At 70.3% G+C, this 25,665-nt stretch carries 21 protein-coding genes; 17 read left to right on the top strand and 4 right to left on the bottom strand.

Annotation, left to right across the window (positions count from 1 at the left end; genetic code table 11):
• The first annotated feature begins 3 nt into the window (after positions 1–3).
• Entirely contained in the window at positions 4–1,167 is a 1,164-nt protein-coding gene (locus PHLH3_RS15345) for a lactonase family protein (protein WP_213630359.1), read from the top strand.
• On the opposite strand, the gene PHLH3_RS15340 is transcribed toward PHLH3_RS15345, so the two are convergent.
• Entirely contained in the window at positions 1,168–1,500 is a 333-nt protein-coding gene (locus tag PHLH3_RS15340; RefSeq protein WP_213630357.1) for a four-helix bundle copper-binding protein, read from the bottom strand.
• Between the two features lie 244 nt (positions 1,501–1,744).
• On the opposite strand from PHLH3_RS15340, the gene PHLH3_RS15335 reads away from it, so the two are divergent.
• On the top strand, positions 1,745–2,866 hold the full coding sequence (locus tag PHLH3_RS15335; RefSeq protein WP_213630355.1) for a mechanosensitive ion channel domain-containing protein: 1,122 nt from the start codon (positions 1,745–1,747) through the stop codon (positions 2,864–2,866).
• A gap of 1 nt (position 2,867) precedes the next feature.
• Here PHLH3_RS15335 and PHLH3_RS15330 read toward each other — a convergent pair whose 3' ends face one another.
• The gene (locus PHLH3_RS15330) at positions 2,868–3,386 is read right to left on the bottom strand and encodes a CinA family protein (protein WP_213630354.1); all 519 of its coding nucleotides are present in this window, start codon (positions 3,384–3,386) and stop codon (positions 2,868–2,870) included.
• Positions 3,387–3,949: 563 nt separating this feature from the next.
• Between PHLH3_RS15330 and glgA the strand changes: the two genes are divergently transcribed.
• The 15 genes from glgA to PHLH3_RS15255 all read left to right on the top strand — a co-directional run bounded on the left by glgA (position 3,950) and on the right by PHLH3_RS15255 (position 23,452).
• Positions 3,950–5,491, top strand: coding sequence for a glycogen synthase GlgA (gene glgA, locus PHLH3_RS15325; protein ID WP_213630352.1), 1,542 nt, complete (start codon positions 3,950–3,952; stop codon positions 5,489–5,491).
• On the top strand, positions 5,491–7,257 hold the full coding sequence (gene treZ / locus PHLH3_RS15320; protein ID WP_213630350.1) for a malto-oligosyltrehalose trehalohydrolase: 1,767 nt from the start codon (positions 5,491–5,493) through the stop codon (positions 7,255–7,257). The genes glgA and treZ overlap by 1 nt, the downstream gene beginning before the upstream one ends.
• Complete coding sequence (gene malQ, locus PHLH3_RS15315; RefSeq protein ID WP_213630348.1) at positions 7,254–9,332, top strand: 4-alpha-glucanotransferase; 2,079 nt, start codon at positions 7,254–7,256, stop codon at positions 9,330–9,332. The genes treZ and malQ overlap by 4 nt, the downstream gene beginning before the upstream one ends.
• Positions 9,325–12,123, top strand: a complete 2,799-nt coding sequence (locus tag PHLH3_RS15310; protein ID WP_213630346.1) for a malto-oligosyltrehalose synthase — start codon at positions 9,325–9,327, stop codon at positions 12,121–12,123. Before malQ ends, PHLH3_RS15310 begins: the two co-directional genes overlap by 8 nt.
• Positions 12,120–12,443 carry a DUF2934 domain-containing protein gene (locus PHLH3_RS15305; protein WP_213630344.1) on the top strand — a complete coding sequence of 108 codons (324 nt, stop codon included), beginning with the start codon at positions 12,120–12,122 and terminating at the stop codon, positions 12,441–12,443. Before PHLH3_RS15310 ends, PHLH3_RS15305 begins: the two co-directional genes overlap by 4 nt.
• Before the next feature lie 31 nt (positions 12,444–12,474).
• A complete protein-coding gene (gene glgX, locus PHLH3_RS15300; RefSeq protein WP_213630342.1) occupies positions 12,475–14,601 on the top strand; it encodes a glycogen debranching protein GlgX in 2,127 nt (708 codons plus the stop codon).
• Entirely contained in the window at positions 14,601–15,635 is a 1,035-nt protein-coding gene (locus PHLH3_RS15295; RefSeq protein WP_244863045.1) for an acyl-CoA dehydrogenase, read from the top strand. The genes glgX and PHLH3_RS15295 overlap by 1 nt, the downstream gene beginning before the upstream one ends.
• Positions 15,632–16,387 carry a PIG-L family deacetylase gene (locus tag PHLH3_RS15290; protein ID WP_213630341.1) on the top strand — a complete coding sequence of 252 codons (756 nt, stop codon included), beginning with the start codon at positions 15,632–15,634 and terminating at the stop codon, positions 16,385–16,387. The genes PHLH3_RS15295 and PHLH3_RS15290 overlap by 4 nt, the downstream gene beginning before the upstream one ends.
• Positions 16,384–16,995: a class I SAM-dependent methyltransferase gene (locus tag PHLH3_RS15285; RefSeq protein WP_213630336.1), complete on the top strand. Its 612-nt coding sequence runs from the start codon at positions 16,384–16,386 to the stop codon at positions 16,993–16,995. Before PHLH3_RS15290 ends, PHLH3_RS15285 begins: the two co-directional genes overlap by 4 nt.
• Complete coding sequence (locus PHLH3_RS15280; RefSeq protein ID WP_213630334.1) at positions 16,992–17,639, top strand: glycosyltransferase; 648 nt, start codon at positions 16,992–16,994, stop codon at positions 17,637–17,639. Before PHLH3_RS15285 ends, PHLH3_RS15280 begins: the two co-directional genes overlap by 4 nt.
• Before the next feature lie 630 nt (positions 17,640–18,269).
• Complete coding sequence (locus PHLH3_RS15275) at positions 18,270–19,559, top strand: zinc-dependent alcohol dehydrogenase (protein WP_213630331.1); 1,290 nt, start codon at positions 18,270–18,272, stop codon at positions 19,557–19,559.
• Positions 19,560–19,570: 11 nt separating this feature from the next.
• Complete coding sequence (locus tag PHLH3_RS15270) at positions 19,571–20,491, top strand: DUF72 domain-containing protein (RefSeq protein ID WP_213630329.1); 921 nt, start codon at positions 19,571–19,573, stop codon at positions 20,489–20,491.
• Entirely contained in the window at positions 20,488–21,276 is a 789-nt protein-coding gene (locus PHLH3_RS15265; RefSeq protein WP_213630327.1) for an endonuclease/exonuclease/phosphatase family protein, read from the top strand. The genes PHLH3_RS15270 and PHLH3_RS15265 overlap by 4 nt, the downstream gene beginning before the upstream one ends.
• Positions 21,273–22,496: a cardiolipin synthase ClsB gene (gene clsB, locus PHLH3_RS15260; RefSeq protein ID WP_213630325.1), complete on the top strand. Its 1,224-nt coding sequence runs from the start codon at positions 21,273–21,275 to the stop codon at positions 22,494–22,496. The genes PHLH3_RS15265 and clsB overlap by 4 nt, the downstream gene beginning before the upstream one ends.
• On the top strand, positions 22,493–23,452 hold the full coding sequence (locus tag PHLH3_RS15255; RefSeq protein ID WP_213630324.1) for a lysylphosphatidylglycerol synthase domain-containing protein: 960 nt from the start codon (positions 22,493–22,495) through the stop codon (positions 23,450–23,452). Before clsB ends, PHLH3_RS15255 begins: the two co-directional genes overlap by 4 nt.
• Before the next feature lie 212 nt (positions 23,453–23,664).
• Here the strand turns inward: PHLH3_RS15255 and PHLH3_RS15250 are convergent, their stop codons facing one another.
• Together PHLH3_RS15250 and PHLH3_RS15245 are read right to left on the bottom strand one after the other, a co-directional pair.
• On the bottom strand, positions 23,665–24,633 hold the full coding sequence (locus PHLH3_RS15250; protein ID WP_213630322.1) for a LysR family transcriptional regulator: 969 nt from the start codon (positions 24,631–24,633) through the stop codon (positions 23,665–23,667).
• Positions 24,634–24,685: 52 nt separating this feature from the next.
• On the bottom strand, positions 24,686–25,663 hold the full coding sequence (locus PHLH3_RS15245; RefSeq protein ID WP_244863044.1) for a peptidylprolyl isomerase: 978 nt from the start codon (positions 25,661–25,663) through the stop codon (positions 24,686–24,688).
• Positions 25,664–25,665: the final 2 nt, after the last annotated feature.

Here is a 25,665-nt window from a genome sequence, read left to right as displayed (position 1 = left end):
TCGATGCCGCGTAACGCCCCACTGCTCTTCTGCACCCTGACCCTGCTCGCCGGATGCGCCGGGCGCCCACCCGCCGACACCACCCAGCTGCTGGTGGGCTGTACCGGCGAGGCCTGCCCCGGTATCCAGCGCTTCGCCTTCGACGGCGCCCGGGGCCGGCTGACGGAACGGCCGCTGCAGACCCTGCCCAGCGCCAACCCCTCGTGGCTGGTGCTCTCGGCGGACGGCAGCCAGCTGTTCGCCACCAACGAGAACCCACCCCAGGGGCGCGACCCGGCCGGCCAGGTCAGCAGCTTCGCCATCGGCGGGGGCGCCGAGCGCAGCCTCACGCCGCTCAGCCAGGTCGCGACCCGGGGTGCCGAGCCGACCCATGCCAGCCTCAGCGAAGACGGGCGCTTCCTCTTCGTCGCCCACTACGGCACCCGGCCCACGCCCGGAGGCAGCCTCGCGGTGATCCCGGTCACGGCCCACGGCACCCTGGGCGCCGTGGCCCAGCAGGTGCGCCAGAGCTTTTCCCGGCGCGGCTCGCAGCGCCAGGGCTCCTCGCACATGCACGCGGCGGTGCCGGCCGGCGGCTACCTCTTCGTCACCGACCTGGGCGCCGACAAGGTCTACGCCTACCGCTACGACGGGGAAAAACCGAAAAAGCCGCTGCAGGCCGCCAGGCCCGGCGCCTTCGCCCTGCCCAAGGGCAGCGGCCCACGCCACCTGGCGTTCGACGAAAGCGGCACGCGCGCCTACCTGACCCTCGAGCTGTCCAACCAGATCGCCATCCTCGGCCGCGACGAGGCCAGGCTGGAGCAGCAGGGCCTGGTGGACCTCGACCCGCCCGGCGCCAACGCCCAGGGCGACCGCCGCCTGGGCGCCATCCACCTGTCGCCGGACGGACGCTTCCTCTACGTCGCCCGCCGAGGGGTGGAGAACCAGATCGTGGTCTATGCGGTGAGCCCCGCCGACGGCAGCCTCAGCGAAGTGCAGCGGCATGCCAGCGGTGGCGAGGAGCCTCGCGAATTCACCTTCGCCCCGGACGGGCGCTTCCTGCTGGTGGCCAACCAGAAGAGCGACAGCGTGGCGGTATTCGCCCGTGATCCGCAGAGCGGCCTGCTGGTGGAGCAGGTGCAGGCAATCAGCACCCCCGCCCCCAGCGCCCTGCGCTTCGTGCCCTGATCAGGCGGCCAGGGACAGGCCCTGGCACTGCCTCGCGCACTCCTCGCAGACCTGGGCCAGCCGCTGGCAGTGCGCCAGGTCGTGGCGCTGGCACTCTGCCGCGCACAGCCTGCACAGGCTCGCGCAGAACAGGCCGAATCCGATCACTTGGGCGCTTTGCCGCTCCACCAGCTCCTGCATCAGCAGGCAGCTGTCGGCGCATTCGCGGCTCAACTCGATGCAGCGCCCCAGGTCCTCGCCGGACTCGTCCAGGCGGCTCTCGGTGACGCACTGCGCGCATTCGCTGGCGCACACCAGACAGGCTTCGGCACAGGCTTGGATCTCGGCATTCATGGGCATCTCCAGGCAAAGGGCTCCTCTACTTCGGCCCCACCATGGCGCGGCGGTTCAGGTCATTTCGCAGGCGTGACCAGCCGTAGGTGGGCTGAGGTACGAAGCCCAACGCAGCAGAGCCGAGCCCCGCTCGGTTGGGCCTCGCTGCGCTCGGCGCCAACCTGCAGCGGCCAGGGCAATCCACCCGAACCCATCGCCAGGCACCGGGTCACTAACAGGGTCATCGCGATCCCGGAGGTTCTTCATGCTCGAACAATGGCTGCCCTACCTGCCGCTGCCGGAACTCAGGGTCCTGCTCACGGCCCTGGTGGTGACGCTGGGCCTGAGCCTGGTCGCACGCGGGGTCATGCGGGTGCTGGTCCGCCTGGCCAAGCCGGTGCTGTTCCTGCGCGAGCTGCTGCAGCGGGTGCGCCGGCCGCTCTACCTCCTGCTGCCGCTGCTCGGCCTGCAGACGGTGTGGAGCGCTGCGGACGACGATCTGCTGTTCATCGGCCCGCTGCGCCAGCTCACCTCGATGGCCATCATCGGCACCTTCACCTGGCTCGGCCTGCGCGCGGTGGATGCGGTGCAGCAGGTGATCCTGCTGCACAACCCCGTGGACATCGCCGACAACCTGCGCGCCCGGCGCATCCAGACCCAGACCCGCGTGCTGGTGCGCACCCTGAGCTTCTTCGTGCTGCTGTTCGGCGCCGCCACCATGCTCATGACCTTCCCCACCGCGCGGCAGTTCGGCACCAGCCTGCTGGCCTCGGCCGGGGTCGCCGGGCTGGCGGTGGGCTTCGCCGCCAAGCCGGTGCTGGGCAACCTGATCGCCGGGCTGCAGATCGCCATCACCCAGCCCATCCGCCTGGATGACGTGGTGATCGTCGAGAACGAGTGGGGGCGTATCGAGGAAATCACCGGCACCTACGTGGTGGTGCGTATCTGGGATGACCGCCGCCTGGTGGTGCCGCTGCAATGGTTCATCGAGAACCCCTTCCAGAACTGGACGCGGGTCAGCTCCTCCATCACTGGTGCGGTAGTGCTCTGGGCCGACTACGAGATGCCGCTGGACCCGCTGCGCCAGGAGCTGGACCGCCTGTGCAAGGAAGTGCCGCAACTCTGGGACGGTCGCGTCAGCGTGCTGCAACTGGTCGATGCCAGCGAGCGCGCCGTCCAGCTACGGGTGCTGGTCAGCTCCATCGACTCCTCGCGCAACTGGGACCTGCGCTGCTACCTGCGCGAGAACCTGATCAACTTCATCGCCCATCGCTACCCGCACTGCCTGCCGCAGCTGCGCGCCGAACTGTCCCGCAGCGCCGCGCCGGAACTGCGGGGCCGCCACCCGGAGCCCATCGTCGAACCGGAGCGCCAGCCGCCGGTGTGAGTCAGCCGCCGGCCGCCTCGATGGGCAGCTTCGCGGCGACGGCCTGGCGCAGGCGCTCGTAGTAATAGGGCAATTGCAGCAGGCCATGCCGGGCGGCCGCCTCGCGCACCTGGTTGCGCTCGCCATCGAAGCGCAACTGCTCGCTGACCACCCACGGCTCGCCGTCCATCAGCATGGCGCAGGCGAAGCACACCAGGCCGTCCATCTCGCCTTCGGCCTCGGCCAGCCCGGTGTTGGCCAGCGCCACGTTGGCCTCGCTGTTATCCAGGGCGCCCAGGGCCATCTCCCGCGCCACCTCCTCGCTGGTCAGGCCGTAGCGGGCGATGGTGCCCGGGTCCACGCCCAGGCATTGCTGCTTGGCCTCGGGCGAATAGGCGACATAGCCCCGATCCAGCACCGCACCGCAACCGGAGACCCCGGCCAGCAGGGAGGCGATCATGCCCCCGGTGCAGGACTCGGCGGTGACCAGGGACAGCTGGTACTTCTCGAGGAAACTCACAACCTGCTCGACGTTCTGCATGACGGCCTCCGGGGGCGCTGTGCCTGTGTAGAGGCTTAGGGATACGCCGGAGCTGCCGAGTTCCCACTATCCACCGCCGCAGGCGACGGGCGCATTCGCCGAACGCGGCTCGCCCCGATCTCAAAACCTGGCGAGGAAAGCTGGAACGTGGCTTTGCTTTTGGCTCCCTAGAAGGGCGCGCGCAATCTGACCTCGGAGCATGCAGCCGCCGCTCACTCCGGACGTAGGGTGTGCTGCGTTCATCTGGACTCGCCGGAAGCACCGAGCAGAGGTGCGCACGGTGTTCATCTTGCAGGGCTCTCAATTCAAATCGCCTCGCGCTCAGTTGCCGGCAACCCTCATCGGCGAAGTTCCCCGACGGCCTGCCGGCCGGCAAAAAAAGTCGAAACTTCTCCGCGCTGCGCCTGGTCAGGATTCATGTGGGGATGTGGCGTCCATGCTCGGTCCAAAACTCATCTTTCCAACTGGCATCCGCCCGAGGGGCAATGCAGGAACGATGGCCCGCGCATGGGCGACGTAGATGAACATCCCCCTATCAGGGATCTCGGATAGCGGAGGATGATATGGGAAATGCTGCAGCGAGCGCTCAGCTCGGGGGTTTGAGTTCCGTGATCAATCGCCCCCAGCTTCATGTGGAAAGCCTGCATACCAACAAGAAAAGAATTCTGTTCGTCACCTCGGAGTTCGCTGATCTGGTCAAGGTCGGCGGCCTGGGGGACGTTTCCGCTGCACTGCCCAGGGCCCTGGCTTCCCGACATGACGTTCGCGTTCTCATCCCCGGCTACCGGCAGGTGCTGGAGAGCGGCAACCCGATCCGCGTGATCGGCCGGGTGCCGGGGCATGCCGCCCTGCCCGCCTGCCGCATCGGCCGCATGGATCTCAAGGACGGCCTGATCGTCTACGTCATCATCTGCCCCGAACTCTACGAGCGCGAAGGCACGCCCTATGGCGACGCCGAGGGCCGCGACTGGCCGGACAACCACATCCGCTTCGCCCGCCTGGGCCTGGCCGCCGCCGAGCTGGCCGCCGGCACCGCCTGCCTCAGCTGGTGCCCGGAGCTGATCCACGCCAACGACTGGCCCGCCGGCCTCGCCCCTGCGTACATGGCCTGGCGCGGGCAGAGCACGCCCAGCGTGTTCACCATCCACAACCTCGCCTACCAGGGCCTGATCGATCCGCAATGCAGCCCCGAACTGGGCCTGCCGCCGGAAGCCTGCAGCCACGAGAGCATGGAGTTCTACGGCAAGCTGTCGTTCCTGAAGGCCGGCATCGCCCACGCCAGCCACGTGACCACCGTGAGCGAGAACTACGCCCACGAGATCACCACCGAGGACTTCGGCTGCGGCCTGGAAGGCATGCTCAAGCACCGTGTCGACCAGGGCCAGCTCAGCGGCATCACCAACGGCATCGACGAGAGCTGGGACCCGCGCACCGACGAGCACCTGGTGGCCAGCTTCAGCGCCCAGCTGTGGCAGGGCAAGCGCGAGAACCGCGAGTACGTGGAGAAGCTCTTCGACCTGGAGCCGGGCGACGGCCCGCTGTTCGCCGTGGTCTCGCGCCTGGTGCAGCAGAAAGGCATCGACCTGACCCTGGAGATCGCCGACGCCATCGTCGCCGGTGGCGGTCGCATGGCCATCATCGGCCGTGGCGAGCCGGCCCTGGAATCGGCCATGCAGGACCTCGCCCAGCGCCACCCACACCGCATCGGCGTGCACGTCGGCTTCAACGAGACCGATGCCCGGCGCATGTTCGCCGGAAGCGACTTCCTGCTCATGCCCTCGCGCTTCGAGCCCTGCGGCCTGAGCCAGATGTACGCCCAGCGCTTCGGTTCCCTGCCCATCGCGCGGCGCACCGGCGGCCTGGCCGACACCATCGAGGATGGCGTCACCGGCTTCCTGTTCCGCGAGGCCGATGCCGCCAGCTACCTGGATGCCGTGCAGCGTGCGCTCAACGTCTACCGCCACCCCGAGCTGCTCAATGCCATGCGCTGCCAGGCCATGGCCTCGCCGCTCTACTGGCACCAGTCGGTCAAGCCCTACGACCGCCTCTACAAACGGCTGCTCAAGGCCGGCTCGATGACGCTGCAGGCAGGGGGTCAGGCTTGATGTTTCCCCTTACGCGCAGCCATGGGGCGCTGCTCGAGGAAGACGGCACCACACGCTTCGCCCTCTGGGCGCCGGATGCCGGCTCCGTCGAGGTGGAACTGGCCGACGGCAGCCGCCACCCGCTGCGCGCCCACGGCGAAGGCTGGTACTGCAGCCGCCTGCCCCTGGGCGCCGGCACCGTCTACCGCTACCTGATCGACGGGCACCTGCGCGTGCCCGATCCGGCCTCGCGGGCCCAGGAGGACGGGCCCCACGGCTTCAGCCGGGTGGTCGACCCCAAGGCCTACCGCTGGCGCCACGCCGACTGGCGCGGCCGCCCCTGGCACGAGGCGGTGATCTACGAACTGCACGTCGGCCTGCTCGGCGGCTTCGACCGCGTCGAGGCGCTGCTGCCCGGGCTCAAGGAGCTGGGCGTCACCGCCATCGAGCTGATGCCCCTGGGGGAATTCCCCGGCGCACGCAACTGGGGCTACGACGGCGTGCTGCCCTTCGCCCCGGACAGCTCCTACGGCCCGCCCGAGGCGCTCAAGCGGCTCATCGACAGCGCCCACGGCCTGGGCCTGATGGTGTTCATCGACGTCGTCTACAACCACTTCGGCCCCGACGGCAACTACCTCGGCCAGTACGCCGGGGCCTTCTTCAACTGCGAGCGCAAGACCCCCTGGGGCCCGGCCATCGACTTCCGCCAGGTGCAGGTGCGCGACTTCTTCTGCGAGAACGCCCTGATGTGGGTGCTGGACTACCGCGTCGACGGCCTGCGCTTCGACGCCGTGCACGCCATCACCGAGAAGGACTTCCTGGTGGAGATGGCCGGCCGCCTGCGCGCCGCCGCCGGCAAGGGCCGCCACCTGCACCTGGTGCTGGAGAACGAGGACAACGACGTCGACCTGCTGGAAAAGGGCTACGACGCCCAGTGGAACGACGACGGCCACAACGTGCTGCATGCCCTGCTCACCGGCGAACGCGAGGGCTACTACGCCGACTTCGCCACGGAGACCACCAGCAAGCTGGCCCGCTGCCTCGGCGAGGGCTTCGTCTACCAGGGCGAGTCCACCCGGCGCGGCCACCTGCGCGGGCAATCCAGCGCGCACCTGCCGCCGACCGCCTTCGTATTGTTCCTGCAGAACCACGACCAGGTCGGCAACCGTGCATTCGGCGAGCGCCTGGCCAGCCTGGCGGAGCCGGACGAACTCAAGGCCGCCACCGCCCTGCTGTTGCTCTGCCCGATGATCCCGCTGCTGTTCATGGGCGAGGAATGGGGCTCGCGCCAACCCTTCCTGTTCTTCACCTCGCACAACGAGGAGCTGGGCCGTGCGGTGCGCGACGGGCGGCGCAACGAGTTCCGCGAATTCGCGGTGTTCGCCGACGAGCAGATCCGCCGCAGCATTCCCGACCCCAACGCCCTGGGCACCTTCACCGGCTCCATCCCCGACTGCGCCACTTGCACCGAGCCCGGCCAGCAGGCCTGGCGCGTCTATTACCGGCGCCTGCTGGAGCTGCGCCACGCGCAACTGGTGCCACGCCTGCCCGGCAGCCAGGCCATCGGCACCCGGGTGCTGGAGGAAAAGGCCGTATCGGCCAGCTGGCGCCTGGGTGACGGCAGCCTGCTGCGCATCGACCTCAACCTCGCCTCCGCCCCGGTACGTGCGCCGCTGCCGCACGACGGCGCGCGGGTGATCTTCTCCAACCGCATGGACCTGGACGACTACCGCCAGGGCCTGCTGGCGCCGCGCAGCGTCGCCGTGACCCTGGAGGACAGCGCATGAGCGACGCCCTGTTGGCCGACCTGGCCGGTGCCGCCGGCCTCAGCATCCACTGGACCGACGCCGACGGCCGCCCGCAGCAGGTGGCCCCCGAGGCCCAGCGCGCGCTGCTCGAAGCTTTGGGCTACCCGGCGCAGAGCGAGCAGCAGATCCACGCCAGCCTCGCCCACATCGACCAGCAGCGCGGCAGCGCCGCCCTCGACCCCCTGCTGACGCTGGACCAGGGCCAGCCGCTGTCGCTGGCCCGGCATTTCGCCGCCGGCACGCCCTTCCAGCTGCAGCTCGAAGACGGTGCCCGGGTCGACGCGCGGCTCGACCACGAAGGCCGCCTGCCCGCCATCGCCGCCTGCGGCTACCAGCGCCTGCTGATCGGCGAGCAGGCGCTGACCCTGGCCGTGGCCCCACCGGCCTGCCAGAGCGTGGCCCAGCTCTGCGACCACCAGCGCCGGCACATCTGGGGGCTCACCGCGCAGCTGTATTCCCTGCGCCGCCCCGGCGACGGCGGGCTGGGCGACACCCAGGCGCTGGAGGAGCTGGCCCGCAGCGCCGCCGCCAAGGGCGCCGACGCCATCGCCCTGAGCCCGGTGCACGCCATGTTCAGCGCCAGCAGCCACAGCTACAGCCCCTACTCGCCCTCCAGCCGCCTGCTGTTCAACGTGCTGCACGCCGCCCCCGGCTGCATCCTCGGCGAGCGCGCCATGCAGCAGGCGATCGCCGCCTGCGGCCTGGGCGCCGAGCTGGCGCGCCTGGAAGCCCAGCCGCTGATCGACTGGCCCGCCGTGGCCAGCAGCCGCCAGGCCATCCTGCGCGCGCTGTTCGACGGCTTCAGCGGCCCGGAGAACGCCTTCAGCGCCGACTTCGCCAGCTTCCGCGAGCACGGCGGCGACGCCTTGCTGCAGCACTGCCGCTTCGAGGCCCTGCACGGCTTCATGAGCCGCAGCGGCCTGCCCACCGACTGGCGCGTCTGGCCGGAGCAGTACCGCGATCCCCACCACGAGGCGGTGCTGCGCTTCGCCGCCGAGCACGAGCAGGACGTCACCTTCCACGCCTTCTGCCAGTGGCTGATCGCCCGGGGCCTGGACCGCGTGCAGAGCGCTGCCCGCGGCGCGGGGATGAAGATCGGCCTGATCGCCGACCTCGCCGTCGGCGCCGACGGTGCCGGCAGCCAGGCCTGGGCCCGTCAGGCCGAACTGCTGCCCGCGGTGACGGTCGGCGCACCACCGGACATCCTCAACCGTTCCGGGCAGAGCTGGGGGGTCTCGGCCTTCTCCCCGGAAGGCCTGCAACGCCATGGCTACCGCGCCTTCATCGAAATGCTGCAGGCCAACCTGGCCCACGCCGGCGGCATCCGCATCGACCACGTCATGGGCCTCAAGCGCCTCTGGGTGTTGCCCCAGGGCGCCCCGCCAGAGGCCGGCGCCTACCTCAACTACCCGCTGCAGGACCTGCTGCGCCTGCTGTCGCTGGAGTCCTTCCGCCACCGCGCCCTGGTCATCGGCGAAGACCTCGGCACCGTACCCGCCGGCCTGCGCGAGGCATTGGCGCAACGGATGATCCTCGGCATGCGCGTGCTGCAGTTCGAGCAGGCCGACGGCCACTTCCTGCCGCCCCACAGCTGGCCCCGCGACGCCCTCGCCACCACCACCACCCACGACCTGCCGAGCATGCGCGGCTGGCTCCTGGGGCGCGACATCGAGTGGCGCGAGGTCACCGGCCAGCGCAGCGCCGAGCACAGCCACGGCGACCGCGAGGCCCGCGCGCGGGAAAAGCTGGCGCTGACCACGGCGCTCTACGCCAGCGACCCGGGCCACGGCCCGGACAGCGACAGCGAGGCGCAGCTGGAAGCCTGCATCGGCTTCGTCGGCCGCACCCCCGCGCCCCTGGTGCTGCTGCCCCTGGAAGACGTGATGGGCAGCGAGGAGCAACCCAACCTGCCCGGCCCCGGCGACCAGCACCCCAACTGGCGGCGACGCTGGAGCGAACCGGCCGCCAGCATGCTCGACGGCCCGGGTGCCAGCCGCCGCCTGCAATGCCTCGACGACGCCCGCCGCCAGCTGGAGGGCCAAGGCCATGAATGAAGTCCGCGCCACCCTGCGCCTGCAGTTCCACCGGGGCTTCACCCTGGACGACGCCGTGCCCCTGGTGCACTACTTCGCCCGGCTGGGCATCAGCCATGTCTACGCCTCGCCGCTGCTCACCGCGCGCAAGGGCTCCGTGCACGGCTACGACGTGGTCGACCCCACCCGGGTCAACCCCGAGCTGGGTGGCGAGGCGGCGCTCAAGCGCCTGGTCGCCGCCCTGCGCGAGCAGCGCATGGGGCTGATCCTCGACATCGTCTCCAACCACATGGCCGTGGGCGGTGACGACAACCCCTGGTGGCTCGACGTGCTCGAATGGGGCCAAAGCAGCCCCTACGCGCAGTTCTTCGACATCCAGTGGCGCTCCCACGACCCGCTGCTGCGCGGCCAGCTGCTGATGCCCTTCCTGCGCAGCGACTACGGCGAGGTGCTGGCGGCCGGCGAGATCGCCCTGCGCTACGACGCCGAGGACGGCAGCCTCTACGCCCAGCACTTCGACCATCGCTTCCCCCTCACCCCGCCCAGCTACGGTGAACTGCTGCGGGCCAGCTGCGAGCCGTCGCTGGCGGACCTCGCGGCGCGTTTCGAAGCCCTGGACGGGCAGCCCGATGCCTGGCAGCAGGCGCGGGAGCTGCGCCGCCAGTTGGCCGAAGCCACCCCGGACGACGTGCCCCTGGCCCGCGCCCTGGAGCACTACCACGCCGACACGCCGGAAGGCCTGGAGCGCCTGCACCGACTGCTCGAGCGCCAGCACTACCGCCTGGCCAGCTGGCGCACCGCCGCCGACGACATCAACTGGCGGCGTTTCTTCGACATCAACGAACTGGGCGGCCTGCGCGTCGAGCGCCCCGAAGTGTTCGAGGCCACCCACGCCAAGGTCTTCGAGCTGATCGCGGCGGGCCTGGTGGACGGCCTGCGCATCGACCACATCGATGGCCTGGCCGACCCGCGCGGCTATTGCCGGCGCCTGCGCCGCCGCGTCGAGGGGCTGCTCGCCACGCGTCCACGCGCGCTGCTCGGCCAGCACTTCCCGATCTACGTCGAGAAGATCCTCGGCCAGGGCGAGCGCCTGGCCGGCGACTGGGGCGTGGACGGCACCACCGGCTACGAGTTCATGAACCAGGTGTCCCTGCTGCAGCACTCCCCCCTGGGCGAGCTGCAGCTCAACGCCCTGTGGAGCACCCTCAGCGGCCGCTCCGGTCGCTTCCAGGACGAGGTGCTCGAGGCACGCCAGCTGGTGCTCACCAGCTCCCTGGCGGGCGATCTGGAAAACCTCGCCCAAAGCCTGCTGCTGGTGGCGCGCGAAGACATCGCCACCCGCGACCTGACCCTGGGCGCCATCCGCCGCGCGCTGCTGGAACTCATCGTGCATTTCCCGGTGTACCGCACCTATGCCGGTGCCTGCGGCCGCTCCGAGCAGGACCGCCGCGTCTTCGAGCAGGCCCTGGCCGGTGCCCGCAGCACCCTGGGCGAGGCCGACCAGCCGCTGTTGCAGCACCTGGACCGCTGGCTCGGCGGCCAGCCCCTGCGCGAGGTGCCGCCCGGCCCGCAGCGCAAGCAGCGGCGCAAGGTCCTGGCGCGCTTCCAGCAGCTCACCTCCCCGGCCGCCGCCAAGGCCGTGGAAGACACCGCCTGCTACCGCTCGGCGGTGTTGCTCTCGCGCAACGACGTGGGCTTCGACCCGCAGCAGTTCAGCGGCTCGGTCGCCGAGTTCCACGCCCAGTGCCTGGCGCGCTCGCAGCACTTCCCCGGCAACCTGCTGACCACCGCCACCCACGACCACAAGCGCGGCGAGGACAACCGCGCGCGCCTGGCCGTGCTCAGCGAGCGCTCCGCCTGGTTCGCCGCCCGCTGCGAGCACTGGCGGCGCCTGGCAGCGCCCCTGCGCGCGGTGCTGGACAGCGACGGCGCCCCCAGCGCGGCGGACGAGCTGATGCTCTACCAGTGCCTGCTCGGCAGCTGGCCGCTGGACCTCGACGCCGACGACCGCCACGCCCTGGAGGCCTACCTGGAGCGCCTGCTGCGCTGGCAGGAAAAGGCCCTGCGCGAGGCCAAGCTGCAAAGCAGCTGGAGTGCCCCCAACGCCGCCTATGAAGTGGCCTGCCGCACCTTCCTGCACGACCTGCTGGCGCGCGACACCGCCCGCGAGCTGCGCATCGACATCGCCGCCGCGGCCAACGCCATCGCCCCCGCCGGCGCCCTCAACGGCCTGGCCCAGTGCCTGCTGCGCATGACCACGCCCGGCATCCCCGACCTCTACCAGGGCACCGAGTTCTGGGACTTCAGCCTGGTGGACCCGGACAACCGCCGCGAAGTGGACTTCCCCCGCCGCATCGAGGCCCTCGGCGAAGCGGTCGAGCAGGACCGGTTGATCGAACACTGGCGCGACGGCCGCATCAAGCAATGGCTGATCTCCACCGTGCTCTCGGTGCGCTATGCCCGCGCCGAACTGTTCGCACGGGGCGACTACCAGCCGCTGCAGGTGGAGGGCGAGCACGCCGAGCAGGTGCTGGCCTTCGCCCGCAGCCAGGGTGGCGACTACCTGGTGGTGCTGGTGCCGCGCCTGGCCAGCGAGCTGCTGGACGAGGCCGTCACCCCCCACATCCCGCCAGCACGCTGGGGCGACACCCGCGTGGTGCTGCCCGCCGCCATTGCCGACAGCACGCTCACCGGCGTGTTCTCCAGCGCGCCGCTGCACCCCAGCGATGGGCGCATCGCCCTGGCGCAGGCGCTGGCGGACTTCCCCGTCAACCTCTTGTGTTTCAGACCTCACCAGGAGCCACAGCCATGAGTGCAGAAGAACAGCGCATCCGCGAATTCGCCTACCAGATCTGGGAATCGGAGGGCAGGCCCACGGGCCAGGAAGCCCGCCATTGGGAAATGGCGCGCAAGCTCGCCGAGTCGGAAACCCGCGGCGAGCGCCCACCGGCGCCCAAGCCGCGCCGGGTCAGCAAGCCCAAGGAAGTACCGGCCAGCCCACCCGCCGAGGCCCGCGCCGCCCAGCCGGCCCCGCGCAAGCCACGTGCCGCCAAGGCCCCTGCCGAAGAAAAACCCGCACTGCTGAAGAAGCCGCGCGCCACCAAGGCCACGCCCAAGGCGCCGAAAGCCTGAGCCCAACCGAGTCGTTTGAGGAGAAACACCAATGAGCAGGCAACGCTCACGGATAACCGAAGGCCACCCCTTTCCCCTGGGCGCCACCTGGGACGGCCTGGGGGTCAACTTCGCGCTGTTTTCCGCCCATGCCACCAAGGTGGAGCTCTGCCTGTTCGACGCCAAGGGCGAGCGTGAACTTGAGCGTATCGAACTGCCCGAATACACCGACGAGATCTGGCACGGCTACCTGCCCGACGCCCACCCCGGGCAGATCTACGGCTACCGCGTGCACGGCCCCTACGAGCCCGACGCCGGCCACCGCTTCAACCCCAACAAGCTGCTGGTCGACCCCTATGCCCGCCAGCTGATGGGCGGGCTGCGCTGGTCCGAGGCGCTGTTCGGCTACACCATCGGCCACAAGGACGGCGACCTGTCCTTCGACGAGCGCGACAGCGCGCCCTTCGTGCCCAAGTCCAAGGTCATCGACCCCGCCTTCACCTGGCCCGAGCAGAAGGCGGTGCGCGTGCCCTGGGACGCCACGGTGATCTACGAGGCCCACCTGCGCGGCACCAGCATGCGCCACCCCGCCGTGCCCAAGCACCTGCGCGGCACCTGCGCCGGGCTGATGAACGCCGAGCTGTTGCAGCACATCCGCTCCCTGGGCATCACCACCATCGAGCTGCTGCCGGTCCACGGCTTCGTCAACGACCAGCACCTGCTGGAAAAGGGCATGAACAACTACTGGGGCTACAACAGCCTGGCCTTCTTCGCGCCCCACGCGGCCTACCTCGCCAGCGGCCACATCAACGAGTTCAAGGAAATGGTCGCGCACCTGCACGACGCCGGCCTGGAGCTGATCCTCGACGTGGTCTACAACCACACCGCCGAGGGCAACGAACTGGGCCCGACCCTGTGCATGCGCGGCATCGACAACGCCACCTACTACCGCCTGCTGCCCGACAACCGTCGCCACTACATCAACGACTCGGGCACCGGCAACACCCTCGATCTCAGCCACCCCTGCGTGCTGCAGATGGTCACCGACTCGTTGCGCTACTGGGCCACCGAGATGCGCGTCGACGGCTTCCGCTTCGACCTCGCCACCATTCTCGGGCGCCATCCGCACGGCTTCGACGAGCGCCACGGCTTCCTCGTCGCCTGCCGCCAGGACCCGGTGCTGAGCAAGCTCAAGCTGATCGCCGAGCCCTGGGACTGCGGCCCGGGCGGCTACCAGGTGGGGGGCTTCCCGCCCGGCTGGGTGGAGTGGAACGACCGCTTCCGCGACACCGTGCGGGCCTTCTGGCGCGGCGACAACGGCCAGATCGCCGGGCTCGCCAGCCGCCTCACCGCCTCGGGCGACCTGTTCAACCAGCGCGGCCGCCGGCCCTACGCCTCGGTCAACTTCGTCACCGCCCACGACGGCTTCACCCTGCGCGACGTGGTCAGCTACGACCACAAGCACAATGAAGCCAACGACGAAGGCAACCGCGACGGCAGCGACAACAACTACTCCTGGAACCACGGCGTCGAAGGCCCCACCGACGACCCGGACATCCGCGAGCTGCGCCTGCGCCAGATGCGCAACATGATGGCCACGCTGCTGCTCTCCCAGGGCACGCCGATGCTGGTGGCGGGCGACGAGTTCAGCCGCACCCAGCAGGGCAACAACAACGTCTACTGCCAGGACAACGAGCTGGGCTGGATCGACTGGGAACTCGACGACGAGGGCCGCAGCCTGCTGGACTTCACCCGGCGGCTGATCAGCCTGCGCCGCGCCTACCCGATCCTGCGGCGCGGCCGCTTCCTGGTGGGCGAGTACAACGAGGAACTCGGGGTCAAGGACGTCACCTGGCTGTCGCCCTGCGGCAACGAGATGACCGAGGAGCAATGGCAGGACGGCAATGCCCGCTGCCTGGGCATGCTCATGGACGGCCGCGCGCAACCCACCGGCATCCGCCGCAGCGGCGCCGACGCCACCCTCCTGCTGCTGCTCAACGCCCACCACGACGTGGTCAACTTCCGCCTGCCGGAAGTGGCCCAGGGCACCGCCTGGACACTGCTGCTGGACACCAACCGCCCCGACGACCGTTCCCTGGAGCGCTACGAGTTCGACACGGAGTTCACCCTCACCAACCGCTCGCTGCTGCTCTTCGAACTGCAACGGGAGGACGGCTGATGGGGGGCGCCCCGGCCTGCGCCGCCAACCGCCTGGAAGGCGGCCTGGCGGAGTACCCGTGCCCGGGCGCCGACACTCCCGAACTCGGCCGCCGCCTGGCCGCGCTGGTGGCGGCGGGCCTCGACCGCCTGCCCCAGCCGGGCGGCGGCGCCACCCTGGAGCGCTGGCAGGCGCTGGCCCGGGTCGCCGCCCGTGACCTGGGCCTGTGCAAGCTCTACGAAGGCCACACCGACGCCCTGGCCATCCTCCACGAACTCGACGCCGAGGCCCCGCCGCCCGGCAGCACCTGGGGCGTCTGGGCCGCCGAGCCGCCGCAGGCGCGGGTGCGCATCAACGCCCGCACCTCGCAGCAGGACGTGCGCCTGGATGGCACCAAGGCCTGGTGTTCCGGCGCCGCCGTGCTCAGCCACGCGCTGCTCACCGGCTGGAACGAGGCCGGCCACCAGCAGCTGGTGGCCGTGGCCCTGGACCAGCCCGGGGTGCGCATCGCCACGGGCGGCTGGAACGCGGTGGGCATGGCCGCCACCGGCAGCGTCGAGGTGCACTTCGAGCAGGCCCGCGCCCACTGCATCGGGCCTGCCGGCGGCTACCTGGAACGCCCCGGCTTCTGGCACGGCGGCGCCGGCATCGCCGCCTGCTGGCTGGGTGCCGCCCAGGCCCTGGGCGAGGCGCTGCGGGTGCATGGCGCGGATCACGACGAACCCCACGCCCTCGCCCACCTGGGCGCCCTGGACGCACAGCTCTACGCGGCCGCCTGCTCCCTGCGCGACTGCGCCGCCTGGATCGACCGCCAGCCGCGCGCCGACGCCGAAGTTCCGGTACGGCGCCTGCGGGCGATCTGCGAAGGCGCCGCCGAGGCCGCCATCCGCCATGTCGGCCACGCCCTGGGCGCGGCGCCCTACTGCCTCGACCCGCACCTGGCACGGCTGCTCGCCGACCTGCCGGTGTACCTCCGCCAGAGCCATGCCGAGCGCGACCTCGCCGCCCTCGGCCGCCTCGCCACCTTGGCCCCACAGGGGATCTGGATGCCATGAGAGCCCACCTCATCCACGGCGACGGAACGCCGCTGCAGGCCTGGAACGCCTCGCAGCACCTGAGCCTGGTACCGACCATCGACTGTGAGCGCCTGGTGCCACCGGAAGCCCGCGCGGTGATCGTCGCGCCGCACCCGGACGACGAAGTGCTCGGCTGTGGCGGCCTGCTGCAGCTGCTGTTCCAGCTGGGTCGCCAGGTGCTGCTGATCTCGGTCACCGACGGCAGCGCCAGCCATCCCGGCTCGCCCTACTGGACCGCGCATCGCCTCGGCATCGTGCGCCCCCAGGAAAGCGCCGAGGCGCTGCATCGCCTGGGCATCCCCGTGGCGGAGCTGAAGTGGCTGCGCGGCGGCTTCCCCGACACCGGCGTCGGGCGCCACCTGGGCGAGCTCAAGCGTTTCCTCGCCGCCTACCTTCAGCCCTCGGACGTGGTCTTCACCACCTGGCGCGAGGACGGCCACGCCGACCATGAGGCGGTGGGGCTGGCCACCCTCGAAGTCGGCAGCGAGATCGGCGCGCTGGTCCATGAGGTGCCCATCTGGGCCTGGCACTGGGCGAGCCCGGAAGACCCGCGCATCCCCTGGGAGCGTGCGCGCAAGGTCGAGCTCGACATCTGGACCCTGGCCCGCAAGCGCCACGCCGTGCAGGCCTTCGCCAGCCAGCTGTACGCCGACTCCGGTGGTGGCCCGCCGGTGCTCGGCAGCGCCAGCCTGGAACGCCTGCAGCAGCCCTTCGAGCTGTTCTTCCTATGAGCGTGGCCGACACCTATTTCGACAGGCTCTACCGCGACAGCCGCGACCCCTGGGCCTTCCGCCAGCGCTGGTACGAGAAGCGCAAGCGCAACCTGGTGCTCGCCGCCCTGCCCCGCGGCTTCTACGACAGGGTCTTCGAGCCCGGCTGCAGCAATGGCGAGCTGAGCCTGCGCCTGGCCGACCGCTGCCACGACCTGCTGTGCTGCGACACCTCGGCGCGCGCCGTGGAGCTGGCCGCCCAGCGCCTGGCCAACAAGCCCAACGTGCGCCTTTTGCAGGCGCGCCTGCCGCAGCAGTGGCCCGGCGGGCGCTTCGACCTGATCATCCTCAGCGAGCTGTGCTACTACCTCGACGCCGACGACCTCGACCACCTCATCGTGCATTGCCTGGCGTCGCTGAACCGCAGCGGCACCCTCCTGGCCTGCCATTGGCGGCCGGAGATCGACGGCTGCCCGCTGACCGGCGACCAGGTGCATGAACGCCTGGCCCGGGGCCTGGGCATGCCGCGCCTGCTGCGCCACGAAGAGCCCGACCTGCTGCTGGAGGTCTGGTGCCACGACGCCACCTCGGTGGCCGAGCGGGAGGGGCTGCGGGAGCGCGGTGCATGATCGGCGTCGTCATCCCGGTGCACAACGAGGAACAGCTGCTGGGTGCCTGCATCGAATCGGTGCTGGCGGCCGCCGCCCACCCCGACCTCGGCGGCGAACCGGTCCGCGTGCTGGCCGTGCTGGACGCCTGCAGCGACGGCTCCGCCGCCATCGCCCAGGCCGCCGGCATCGCCACCCTGGCCATCGCCGCCCGCAATGTCGGCCAGGCCCGAGCCGCCGGCGTGCATGTACTGCTGGATGAGGGCGCGCGCTGGATCGCCTGCACCGACGCCGACAGCATCGCCGGCACCAACTGGCTGGCCGCACAGCTGGCCCTGGGTGCCGACGTGGTCTGCGGCACCGTGCGCATCGCCCAGTGGGACACCATCCACCTCGACGCCCAGCTGCGCTACCACGCTCACTACCAGCAGCGCGACGACCACCGCCACGTGCACGGCGCCAACCTCGGCTTCAGCGCCGAAGCCTACCTGCGCGCCGGCGGCTTCCCGCCCCTGGCCGCCCACGAGGACGTGCACCTGGTGCGCGCCTTCGAACGCAGCGGCGCGCGCATCTCCTGGAGCAGCAGCCCCGCCGTGCACACCAGCGCCCGCCTCGACGCCCGCGCGCCGGAAGGCTTCGCCGCATTCCTGCGAGGGTTGATGTAGGAGCGAGTCCACTCGCGATCGATGCCACACCACACGCGGGCCTCACCCGGGTCACCCGCCGCCCCGCCATCGATGCCCGGGCCTCACATCGGTGTGCGCGCCGTCTTCCCAGGTGCGCGCAGCACACCCTACGGCCCTGCACCGCGTCGCCCGGGACTCCTGCACCTGGAGGGGCGAACTCATTCGCCAAGCGGTGCGCAGCGCCGCCCGTGTGGGAGCGAATTCATTCGTGATCGGTGCCACGCCACACGCGAGGCCTCACCCGGGTCACCCGCCACCCCGCCATCGATGCCCCGCGCCTCACATCGGTGTGCGCGGCGTCTTCCCAGGTGCGCGCAGCACGCCCTACGGCGCTGCACCGCGCCTCCCGGGACTCCCGCACCTGTAGGGGCGAATTCATTCGCCAAGCGGTGCGCAGCGCCGTCCCACGTAGGAGCGAATTCATTCGCGATCGGTACCCCACCACACGCCGGCCCGAAACCCGGGCTGCGCCTCGTGCCCAACGGGCAGAAAACCTGAACCGCTCCCTTGCCGCCCAGTCGGAACTATCACAGGTGCCGCCCCGGCACCTGCCGTTTTCCATGCCTGGTCGCCGGCGAGCACCGGCCCGGGCCCGAACAGGAGCCACCCATGAAGGCAGTCGTATTCCATGACGTGGGCGACATCCGTCTCGACGACGTCCCCGAGCCGACCCTGCAGGCGCCCACGGACGCGATCATCCGCCTGACCGCCTCGGCCATCTGCGGCACCGACCTGCATTTCGTGCGCGGCACCGTCACCGGCATGGTCAAGGGCACCATCCTCGGCCACGAGGGCGTCGGCATCGTCGAAGCCCTGGGCAACGACGTGCGCAACCTGCAGATCGGCGACCGCGTGGTGGTGCCTTCCACCATCGCCTGCGGCAACTGCTCCTACTGCCGGGCCGGCTACTACGCCCAGTGCGACGTGGCCAACCCCAACGGCAAGGAGGCCGGCACCGCGTTCTACGGCGGGCCCCAGGCCACCGGCCCCTTCCATGGGTTGCAGGCGGAGAAGGCCCGCATCCCCCACGCCAACATCGGCCTGATCAAGCTGCCCAGCGAGATCAGCGACGACCAGGCCATCCTGCTGTCCGACATCTTCCCCACCGGCTACTTCGGTGCCGAGATGGCCGAGGTCACCCCCGGCGACACGGTGGCGGTGTTCGGCTGCGGCCCGGTGGGCCAGTTCGCCATCGCCAGCGCCAAGCTGATGGGAGCCGCCCGGGTGTTCGCCATCGACCACCTCGACGACCGCCTGCGCATGGCCCGCCAGCAAGGCGCAGAAGTGATCAACTTCGACCTGGAAGACCCGGTCAAGACCCTGCGCCGGCTCACCGACGGCATAGGCGTCGACCGCGCCATCGATGCCGTGGGGGTGGACGCCGAGCACGCCTGCCACGACCACCACGCCGCCGGACGCATGCGCCGGGAGATGGCCGAGCTGACCCCGCGCACCCACCCGGACGGCGACAACTGGCACCCGGGCGATGCCCCGAGCCAGGCCCTGCAATGGGCGGTCGAAGGCCTGGCCAAGGCCGGCACCCTGTCGATCATCGGCGTCTACCCGCAGCAGGCGCGCAGCTTCCCCATCGGCCTGGCGATGAACAAGAACCTGACCATCAACATGGGCAACTGCCACCACCGCAAGTACATCCCCAGGCTCATCGAGCTGACCCTGAACAAGCGCGTCGACCCGGCCAAGATCCTCACCCAGGTCAAGCCGATGAGCGATGCCATCGAAGCGTTCAAGGCCTTCGACCGCCGCGAGAGCGGCTGGATCAAGGTCGAGTTGCACCCACAGCGGATGCAGCCGGCGGGCGATGGTGGCGAAGAAGTGATCGCCGACGAGGCGCAGCTGGAACGGACGCTCGCAGCCGCCAACCCGGCTCCGGGTCGCTAGCGGAGGCGAGGATGGCAGAGATCCGTATAGGCATTTCCGGCTGGCGCTACGCCCCCTGGCGGGGTGATTTCTACCCCAGGGGCCTGGTGCAGAAGAAGGAGCTGCGCTTCGCCTCCCGCGCCGTCAACAGCATCGAGATCAATGGCTCCTTCTATGCCCTGCAGACTCCCGAGCGCTACGCCGGCTGGGCGGCCGACACCCCCGAGGACTTCGTCTTCAGCATCAAGGCGCCGCGCTACATCACCCACGTGACGCGCCTGCGCGAGCTGCAGCAGCCCCTGGCCAACTTCATGGCCTCGGGGCTGTTCCGCCTGGGCGGGAAGCTGGGGCCGGTGCTCTGGCAATTCCCGCCCAGCTTCAAGTTCGACCCCGCGCTGTTCGCCGACTTTCTCCAAGCCCTGCCCCACGACAGCGACGCCGCCCGTGACCTGGCCCGCCACAGCGACGCGCGCATGCACGTGGAGGGCTACCTGGACATTCCCAAGGGCCTGCGCCTGCGCCACGCGGTGGAGATCCGCAACGACAGCTTCCTCGACGAGGCCTTCGTCGCCCTGCTGCGCCGGCACAAGGTGGCGCTGGTGGTCGCCGACACGGCGAAGAAGTGGCCCTACGCGGAGGACCTCACCAGCGACTTCGTCTACATGCGCCTGCACGGCGACAAGCAGCTCTACGCCAGCGGCTACTCGGACGCCGCGCTGGCCGCCTGGCAGCGACGCATCGAAGCCTGGACCCGTGGCAGCCAGCCCGAGGACGCCCGGCTGATCAGCGCCAAGGCACCGGCCCGGCGCAAAAGCCGCGACCTGTACTGCTACTTCGACAACGACATCAAGGTGCGCGCGCCCTATGACGCCCGCCAACTGCTGGAAAGACTCGGCCTGGCCGGGCACCTAGAGACCGAGCCCGGCCAGCCCCTGGAAGGAGCCGACCTGTGAATACCGTCACCAGTGCCCCCTTGCCCGCCACCGACCTGCTGCCGGCCGTGCACCAGCTGCGCATCATCACGGTGAACACCCACAAGGGCTTCACGCCCCTCAACCGCCGCTTCATCCTCCCGGAGCTGCGCGATGCCGTGCGCACCCTCGGTGCCGACCTGGTGTTCCTGCAGGAGGTGCTCGGCACCCACCAGCTGCATGCCAGGCGCTTCAGGAACTGGCCGCCGACGCCCCAGTACGAATTCCTCGCCGACAGCATGTGGACCGACTTCGCCTACGGCCGCAACGCGGTCTACCCGGAAGGCGACCACGGCAATGCGCTGCTGTCGAAATTCCCCATCCTGCGCTACGAGAACCTCGACGCGTCCATCGCCGGCAACGAGGAACGCGGCCTGCTGCATTCGGTGCTGGACGTGCCCGGCCACCGCGAGGTGCATGCCATCTGCGTGCACCTGGGGCTGCGCGAAGCCCACCGTCGCGAACAGCTGGAACTGCTCTGCCGCCTGCTCGACAGCCTGCCGCCGCTGGCGCCGGTGATAGTCGCCGGCGACTTCAACGACTGGCGCGTGCGCGCCGACGACATCCTCGCCAGCCGCGGCATGGTCGAGGCCTTCGTCAACGCCTATGGCGCCCCGGCACGCAGCTTCCCGGCACGCTGGCCGCTGCTGCGCCTGGACCGCGTCTACGTGCGCAATGCCACCAGCCACTCACCCCAGGTGCTGCTGCGCCGGCCCTGGTCCCACCTGTCCGACCACGCCCCCTTGCTTGTGGAGGTGCACCTGTGAAATTCAACTGGCGTGAAGGCAACCACGTCGAGTTGCTGATCAATGGCGAGGCCTTCTTCCCGGCGGTGTTCGAGGCCATCGACAAGGCCCGCCACGAAGTACTGCTGGAGACCTTCATCGTCTTCGAGGACAAGGTCGGCCTGCGCCTCAAGGAGACCCTGATCGCCGCCGCCCGGCGCGGCGTGCGCGTGGAGCTGACGGTGGACGGCTACGGCACCGCCGACCTCGGCACTCGCTACATCCGCGAGATCACCGAGGCCGGCGTCAACCTGCACATGTTCGACCCGCGTCCCCGGGTGCTGGGCATGCGCACCAACCTGTTCCGCCGCCTGCACCGCAAGCTGGTGGTGGTGGACGGCGAGCTGGGCTTCATCGGCGGCATCAACTTCTGTGCCGATCACCTCGCCGACTTCGGCCCCATGGCCAAGCAGGACTACGCGGTGGCGGTGCGCGGGCCCATCGTCTGCGACCTGCACCGTACCTGCAGCCAGCTGCTGTCCCACAGCGCCAGCGAGGTGCACAGCCTGCTGCCGGAATCGCCGGAAAACCGCGAGGCCGGGCCTGCCCGCATGCTGCTGTCGATCCGCGACAACGAGCGCCATCGCAACGACATCGAGGAACAGTACCTGCGCGCGCTGCGCTCGGCCCGGCAGCGGCTGGTGGTGGCCAATGCCTATTTCTTCCCCGGCTACCGCCTGCTGCGCGAGCTGCGCAATGCCGCCCGGCGCGGCGTACAGGTGACCCTGATCCTCCAGGGCCAGCCGGACATGCCGCTGGTGCGCCTGTGCTCGCGGCTGCTCTACAACTACCTGCTGCGCGACGGCGTGGTGATCCACGAGTATTGCCAGCGGCCGCTGCACGGCAAGGTGGCGCTGGTGGACGGCGAATGGGCCACGGTGGGCTCGAGCAACCTCGACCCGCTGAGCCTGTCGCTGAACCTGGAGGCCAACCTGGTGATCCGCGACCCGGCCTTCAACCGGCAGTTGCACGACCACCTGCAGCAGCTCGCCGACGCCAAGTGCAAGCGCGTGACGTTGCAGCGCATCACCCGGGGCCACTGGTGGCGGGCGCCACTGATCTTCCTCAGCTTCCACTTCCTGCGGCACTTCCCGGCCATCGCCGGCTGGTTCCCCGCCCACTCGCCGCGCATCAAGTCGCTGCAGCCGCTGGAGGATGCCGGCGTCGAGCCGGTCTACGAGCAACAGGAGAAAAGCTCATGAGCGCGGGCAAGGCCACCTGGAAGACCTGGGCCAAGCGCGGCCTGACGGCGTTCTTCTTCTGCCTGGTGCCTGTGCTGCTGTTCATGCTGGTGAAGAACCTCGACTGGCAGGAAGTGCGCCAGGCCATCGCCAACTACAAGGCCACCACCCTGGCGCTGGCCGGGCTGGCCTGCGCGGCGAGCTACGCCACCTACTGCTGCTTCGACCTGGTGGGCCGCCACTACACCGCGCACAAGCTGCCGGCCTGGCAGACCATCCCGGTCACCTTCGTCTGCTACGCCTTCAACCTCAACCTCAGCTCCTGGGTGGGCGGCATCGCCCTGCGCTACCGCCTCTACTCGCGCCTGGGGCTGGACGTGCCGACCATCACCAAGGTGCTCAGCCTGAGCCTGATCACCAACTGGCTGGGCTACATGCTGCTGGCCGGCTGCGTCTTCTCCCTGCGCCTGGTGGACCTGCCCGAAGGCTGGAAGATCGGCGAGACCGGCCTGCAACTGATCGGCTTCGCCCTGGTGGCCGCCGCCCTCGCCTACCTCGCCGCCTGCCGCTTCTCCACGCGCCGCAACTGGCGCTTCCGCGACCAGGAGCTGACCCTGCCGAGCCTGCGCATGGCGCTGATCCAGGTCGGCCTGGGCATGCTCAACTGGTCGCTGATGGCGGCGCTGATCTGGATCCTGCTGCCCAGGGAAGCCTTCTACCCGTCGATCCTCGGCATCCTCCTGATCAGCAGCATCGCCGGGGTCATCACCCACATCCCCGCCGGGCTCGGCGTGCTGGAGGCGGTGTTCATCGCCCTGATGCAGCACCAGATGTCCAAGGGCACCCTCCTCGCCGCGCTGATCGGCTACCGCGCCATCTACTTCCTCCTGCCCCTGGCCATCGCCTGCGTGGTGTACCTGGTGCTCGAACGCCGGGCCAAGCAGATTCGCCAGCGCGATTGGGCGCATGAGGGGTGACGCCTATCGCTGTAGGGGCGACTTCAGTCGCCCAGCGATGCGCCGCATCGCCGTAGGTTGGCGCCGAGCGTAACGAGGCCCAACGGCGTAACACCGGACCCCGTCATGTTGGGCTTCGTACCTCAGCCCAACCTACGAAGCTGGCGTTCTGAAGCCCAGCAGCTCGTAGGATGGGTAGAGCGAAGCGAAACCCATGCTGACGGTCGCCTCCGCTAGAACCAATCCCGGCGCTCATCGAAGGCGGCGTGCACCAGGGCGACGAGGCGGCGGACTTCCTCGCGCTCTTCTTCCCCCGCGCGCACGGCGAGCCAGGCCTGCATGTCCATGCGTGGTTCGAACAACGCCGGCAGGGCCATGAGGTTCTTGTCCAGCTGGCTGACGTAATGGGGCAACAGGCCGATGCAGGCGCTCCACTGGATCATCTGCCGGAGCATTTCGTAGGAGTTGACCCGGGTGACCCCGGCGCGGCGTTCGGCGATGGCCAGGTTCCAGGGTTGCAGGGCGTCGATGCCGGCGTAGCCGTGGAGGTCGACCAGCATGTAGTCCGCAAGCTCCACCAGGCTGCGCGGGCGGCTGGTCTCGCGGGAGTAGCGCTTGGCGATGTGGGGCAGGTATTCCAGCTGGGCCAGGCACACCTGATGGGCGCTGGCGAAACCCGGCCAGGGCGTGGCGTCACCGGGCGGAGCCAGCCACACGCGCAGGTCGGTGTCCGCCGCCGGCGCTTCGCCCTCGTCGAGGCGTGCCAGTTCCAGGCGCACGTTGGCGTGCTGGCGGAGGAAGGCCAGCAGGTCGCGGCCGAGGATGTCGTGCAGCAGCGGCTCGGCGACGGCGATGCGCACCAGCGGCTGGTCTTCGTTCTGCGCCAGGCCCGGCGACAGCACCGCCAGGCGCGCCGCCAGCTGGGTACGCAGGCGCCGGCCCTCGGGGCTCAGCACCAGGGCGTTGCCCTGGTGCTGGAACAGCGGGTGCCCGGCCCAGGCCGCCAGCACCCCGAGCTTCTTGCGCAGCAGTGTCGGCTTGACGCTCAGGCTGCGCGCCGCCTGCATGAAGCAGCCGCAACGGGCGGCCACCACGAAGAAGTGCGCCGCCTCCATGTCCAGGCCGGCGAAGCCCTCGTCGGCCCCGTGGTCGCTCACGATGCCGCCGCCGCTTGCCGGGTGGTCGTTCTCCTGCAATGCCATAAACCCTCCTCCGTAAGGTTGCCTCGCGCCGGGCCTCCCGCCCGGCGCCGTCTCAGTGGGCCCGCTCCAGCGCCTGGTTGAGGCTCGCACCATCGATGCTCAGGGTCGCCGAGCTGACCATGCCGTCCAGGTAGGCCCGTGCCACCTGTTGCTGGCGTTGCGCACGCAAGGCCTGGCGCAGGCGGTCGCGCACCTCGTCGAGGCTGGCGACGCGGCCGGGCTGCTGCTCGGTGAGCTTGAGGATGTGGTAGCCGGCCTCGCTGCGCAGCGGCTCGGACACGCTGCCCACGCGCTGGCGGGCGAGTACCTGGCGCATCGCCGGGACGAACTGCACCAGCGGCTGCAGGCCGGTGTCGCCGCCGCGCTCGGCGGTGCCGGCGTCCTGGGAGAACTGGCGCGCCAGGGCGGCGAAATCGGCGTTGGCAGCCGTCGCGCGGCGGGCCAGCTCGATGGCCTGCTTGCGCACCTGCTCCTCAGCCGCACCGGGGCCGACGGCGAGGAAGATCTGGCTGACGCGGTACAGCGCGGGGGTCATCCAGTTGTCCTTGCCGGCCTCGTAGGCGGCCTGCAGCTCGGCGTCGCCGGGGTAGTCGGCGGGCACCTGGCTGACCGACTCCAGGTAGGTGCGCAGGAGGATCTGCTCGGTGGCGGCGCGGGTCAGGCGCTGGATGTCGGGGCGCTCTTCCCAGCCCTGGGCCTGGGCCTGCTGCAGCAGGGCCTTCTCCGCCAGCCGCCCGCGCACCCAGCCTTCCAGGGCGCCCCGGTCGGCACGCAGCTGCTCGCGGGTGGCTGGCGGCAGGCCATCCAGCACCGCCTGCAGCTCGCCCTCGCCCAGTTCCAGCTCACCCAGGCGCGCCACCGCCCGCTCGGCGGGGGCGGCCTGGCTGGCCACCCTCGCCTGCTGCACTTGGGGCGCGGCCTGCACCGCCGCTTCAGGCGCACTGCCCGGTCGCAAGCCGAGCGCCAGGCCCACCGCAAGCGCCACAGCGGCCAGCACACCGATGCCGACCATCCGGCCCTTGACGTTCATCG

Origin of the sequence: Pseudomonas sp. Pc102, from assembly GCF_018408275.1 — a bacterium.
Lineage (GTDB): Bacteria > Pseudomonadota > Gammaproteobacteria > Pseudomonadales > Pseudomonadaceae > Metapseudomonas > Metapseudomonas tohonis.
The sequence above is the reverse complement of the archived record's forward strand: the minus strand, read 5'-3'. Positions and strand labels throughout refer to the sequence as shown.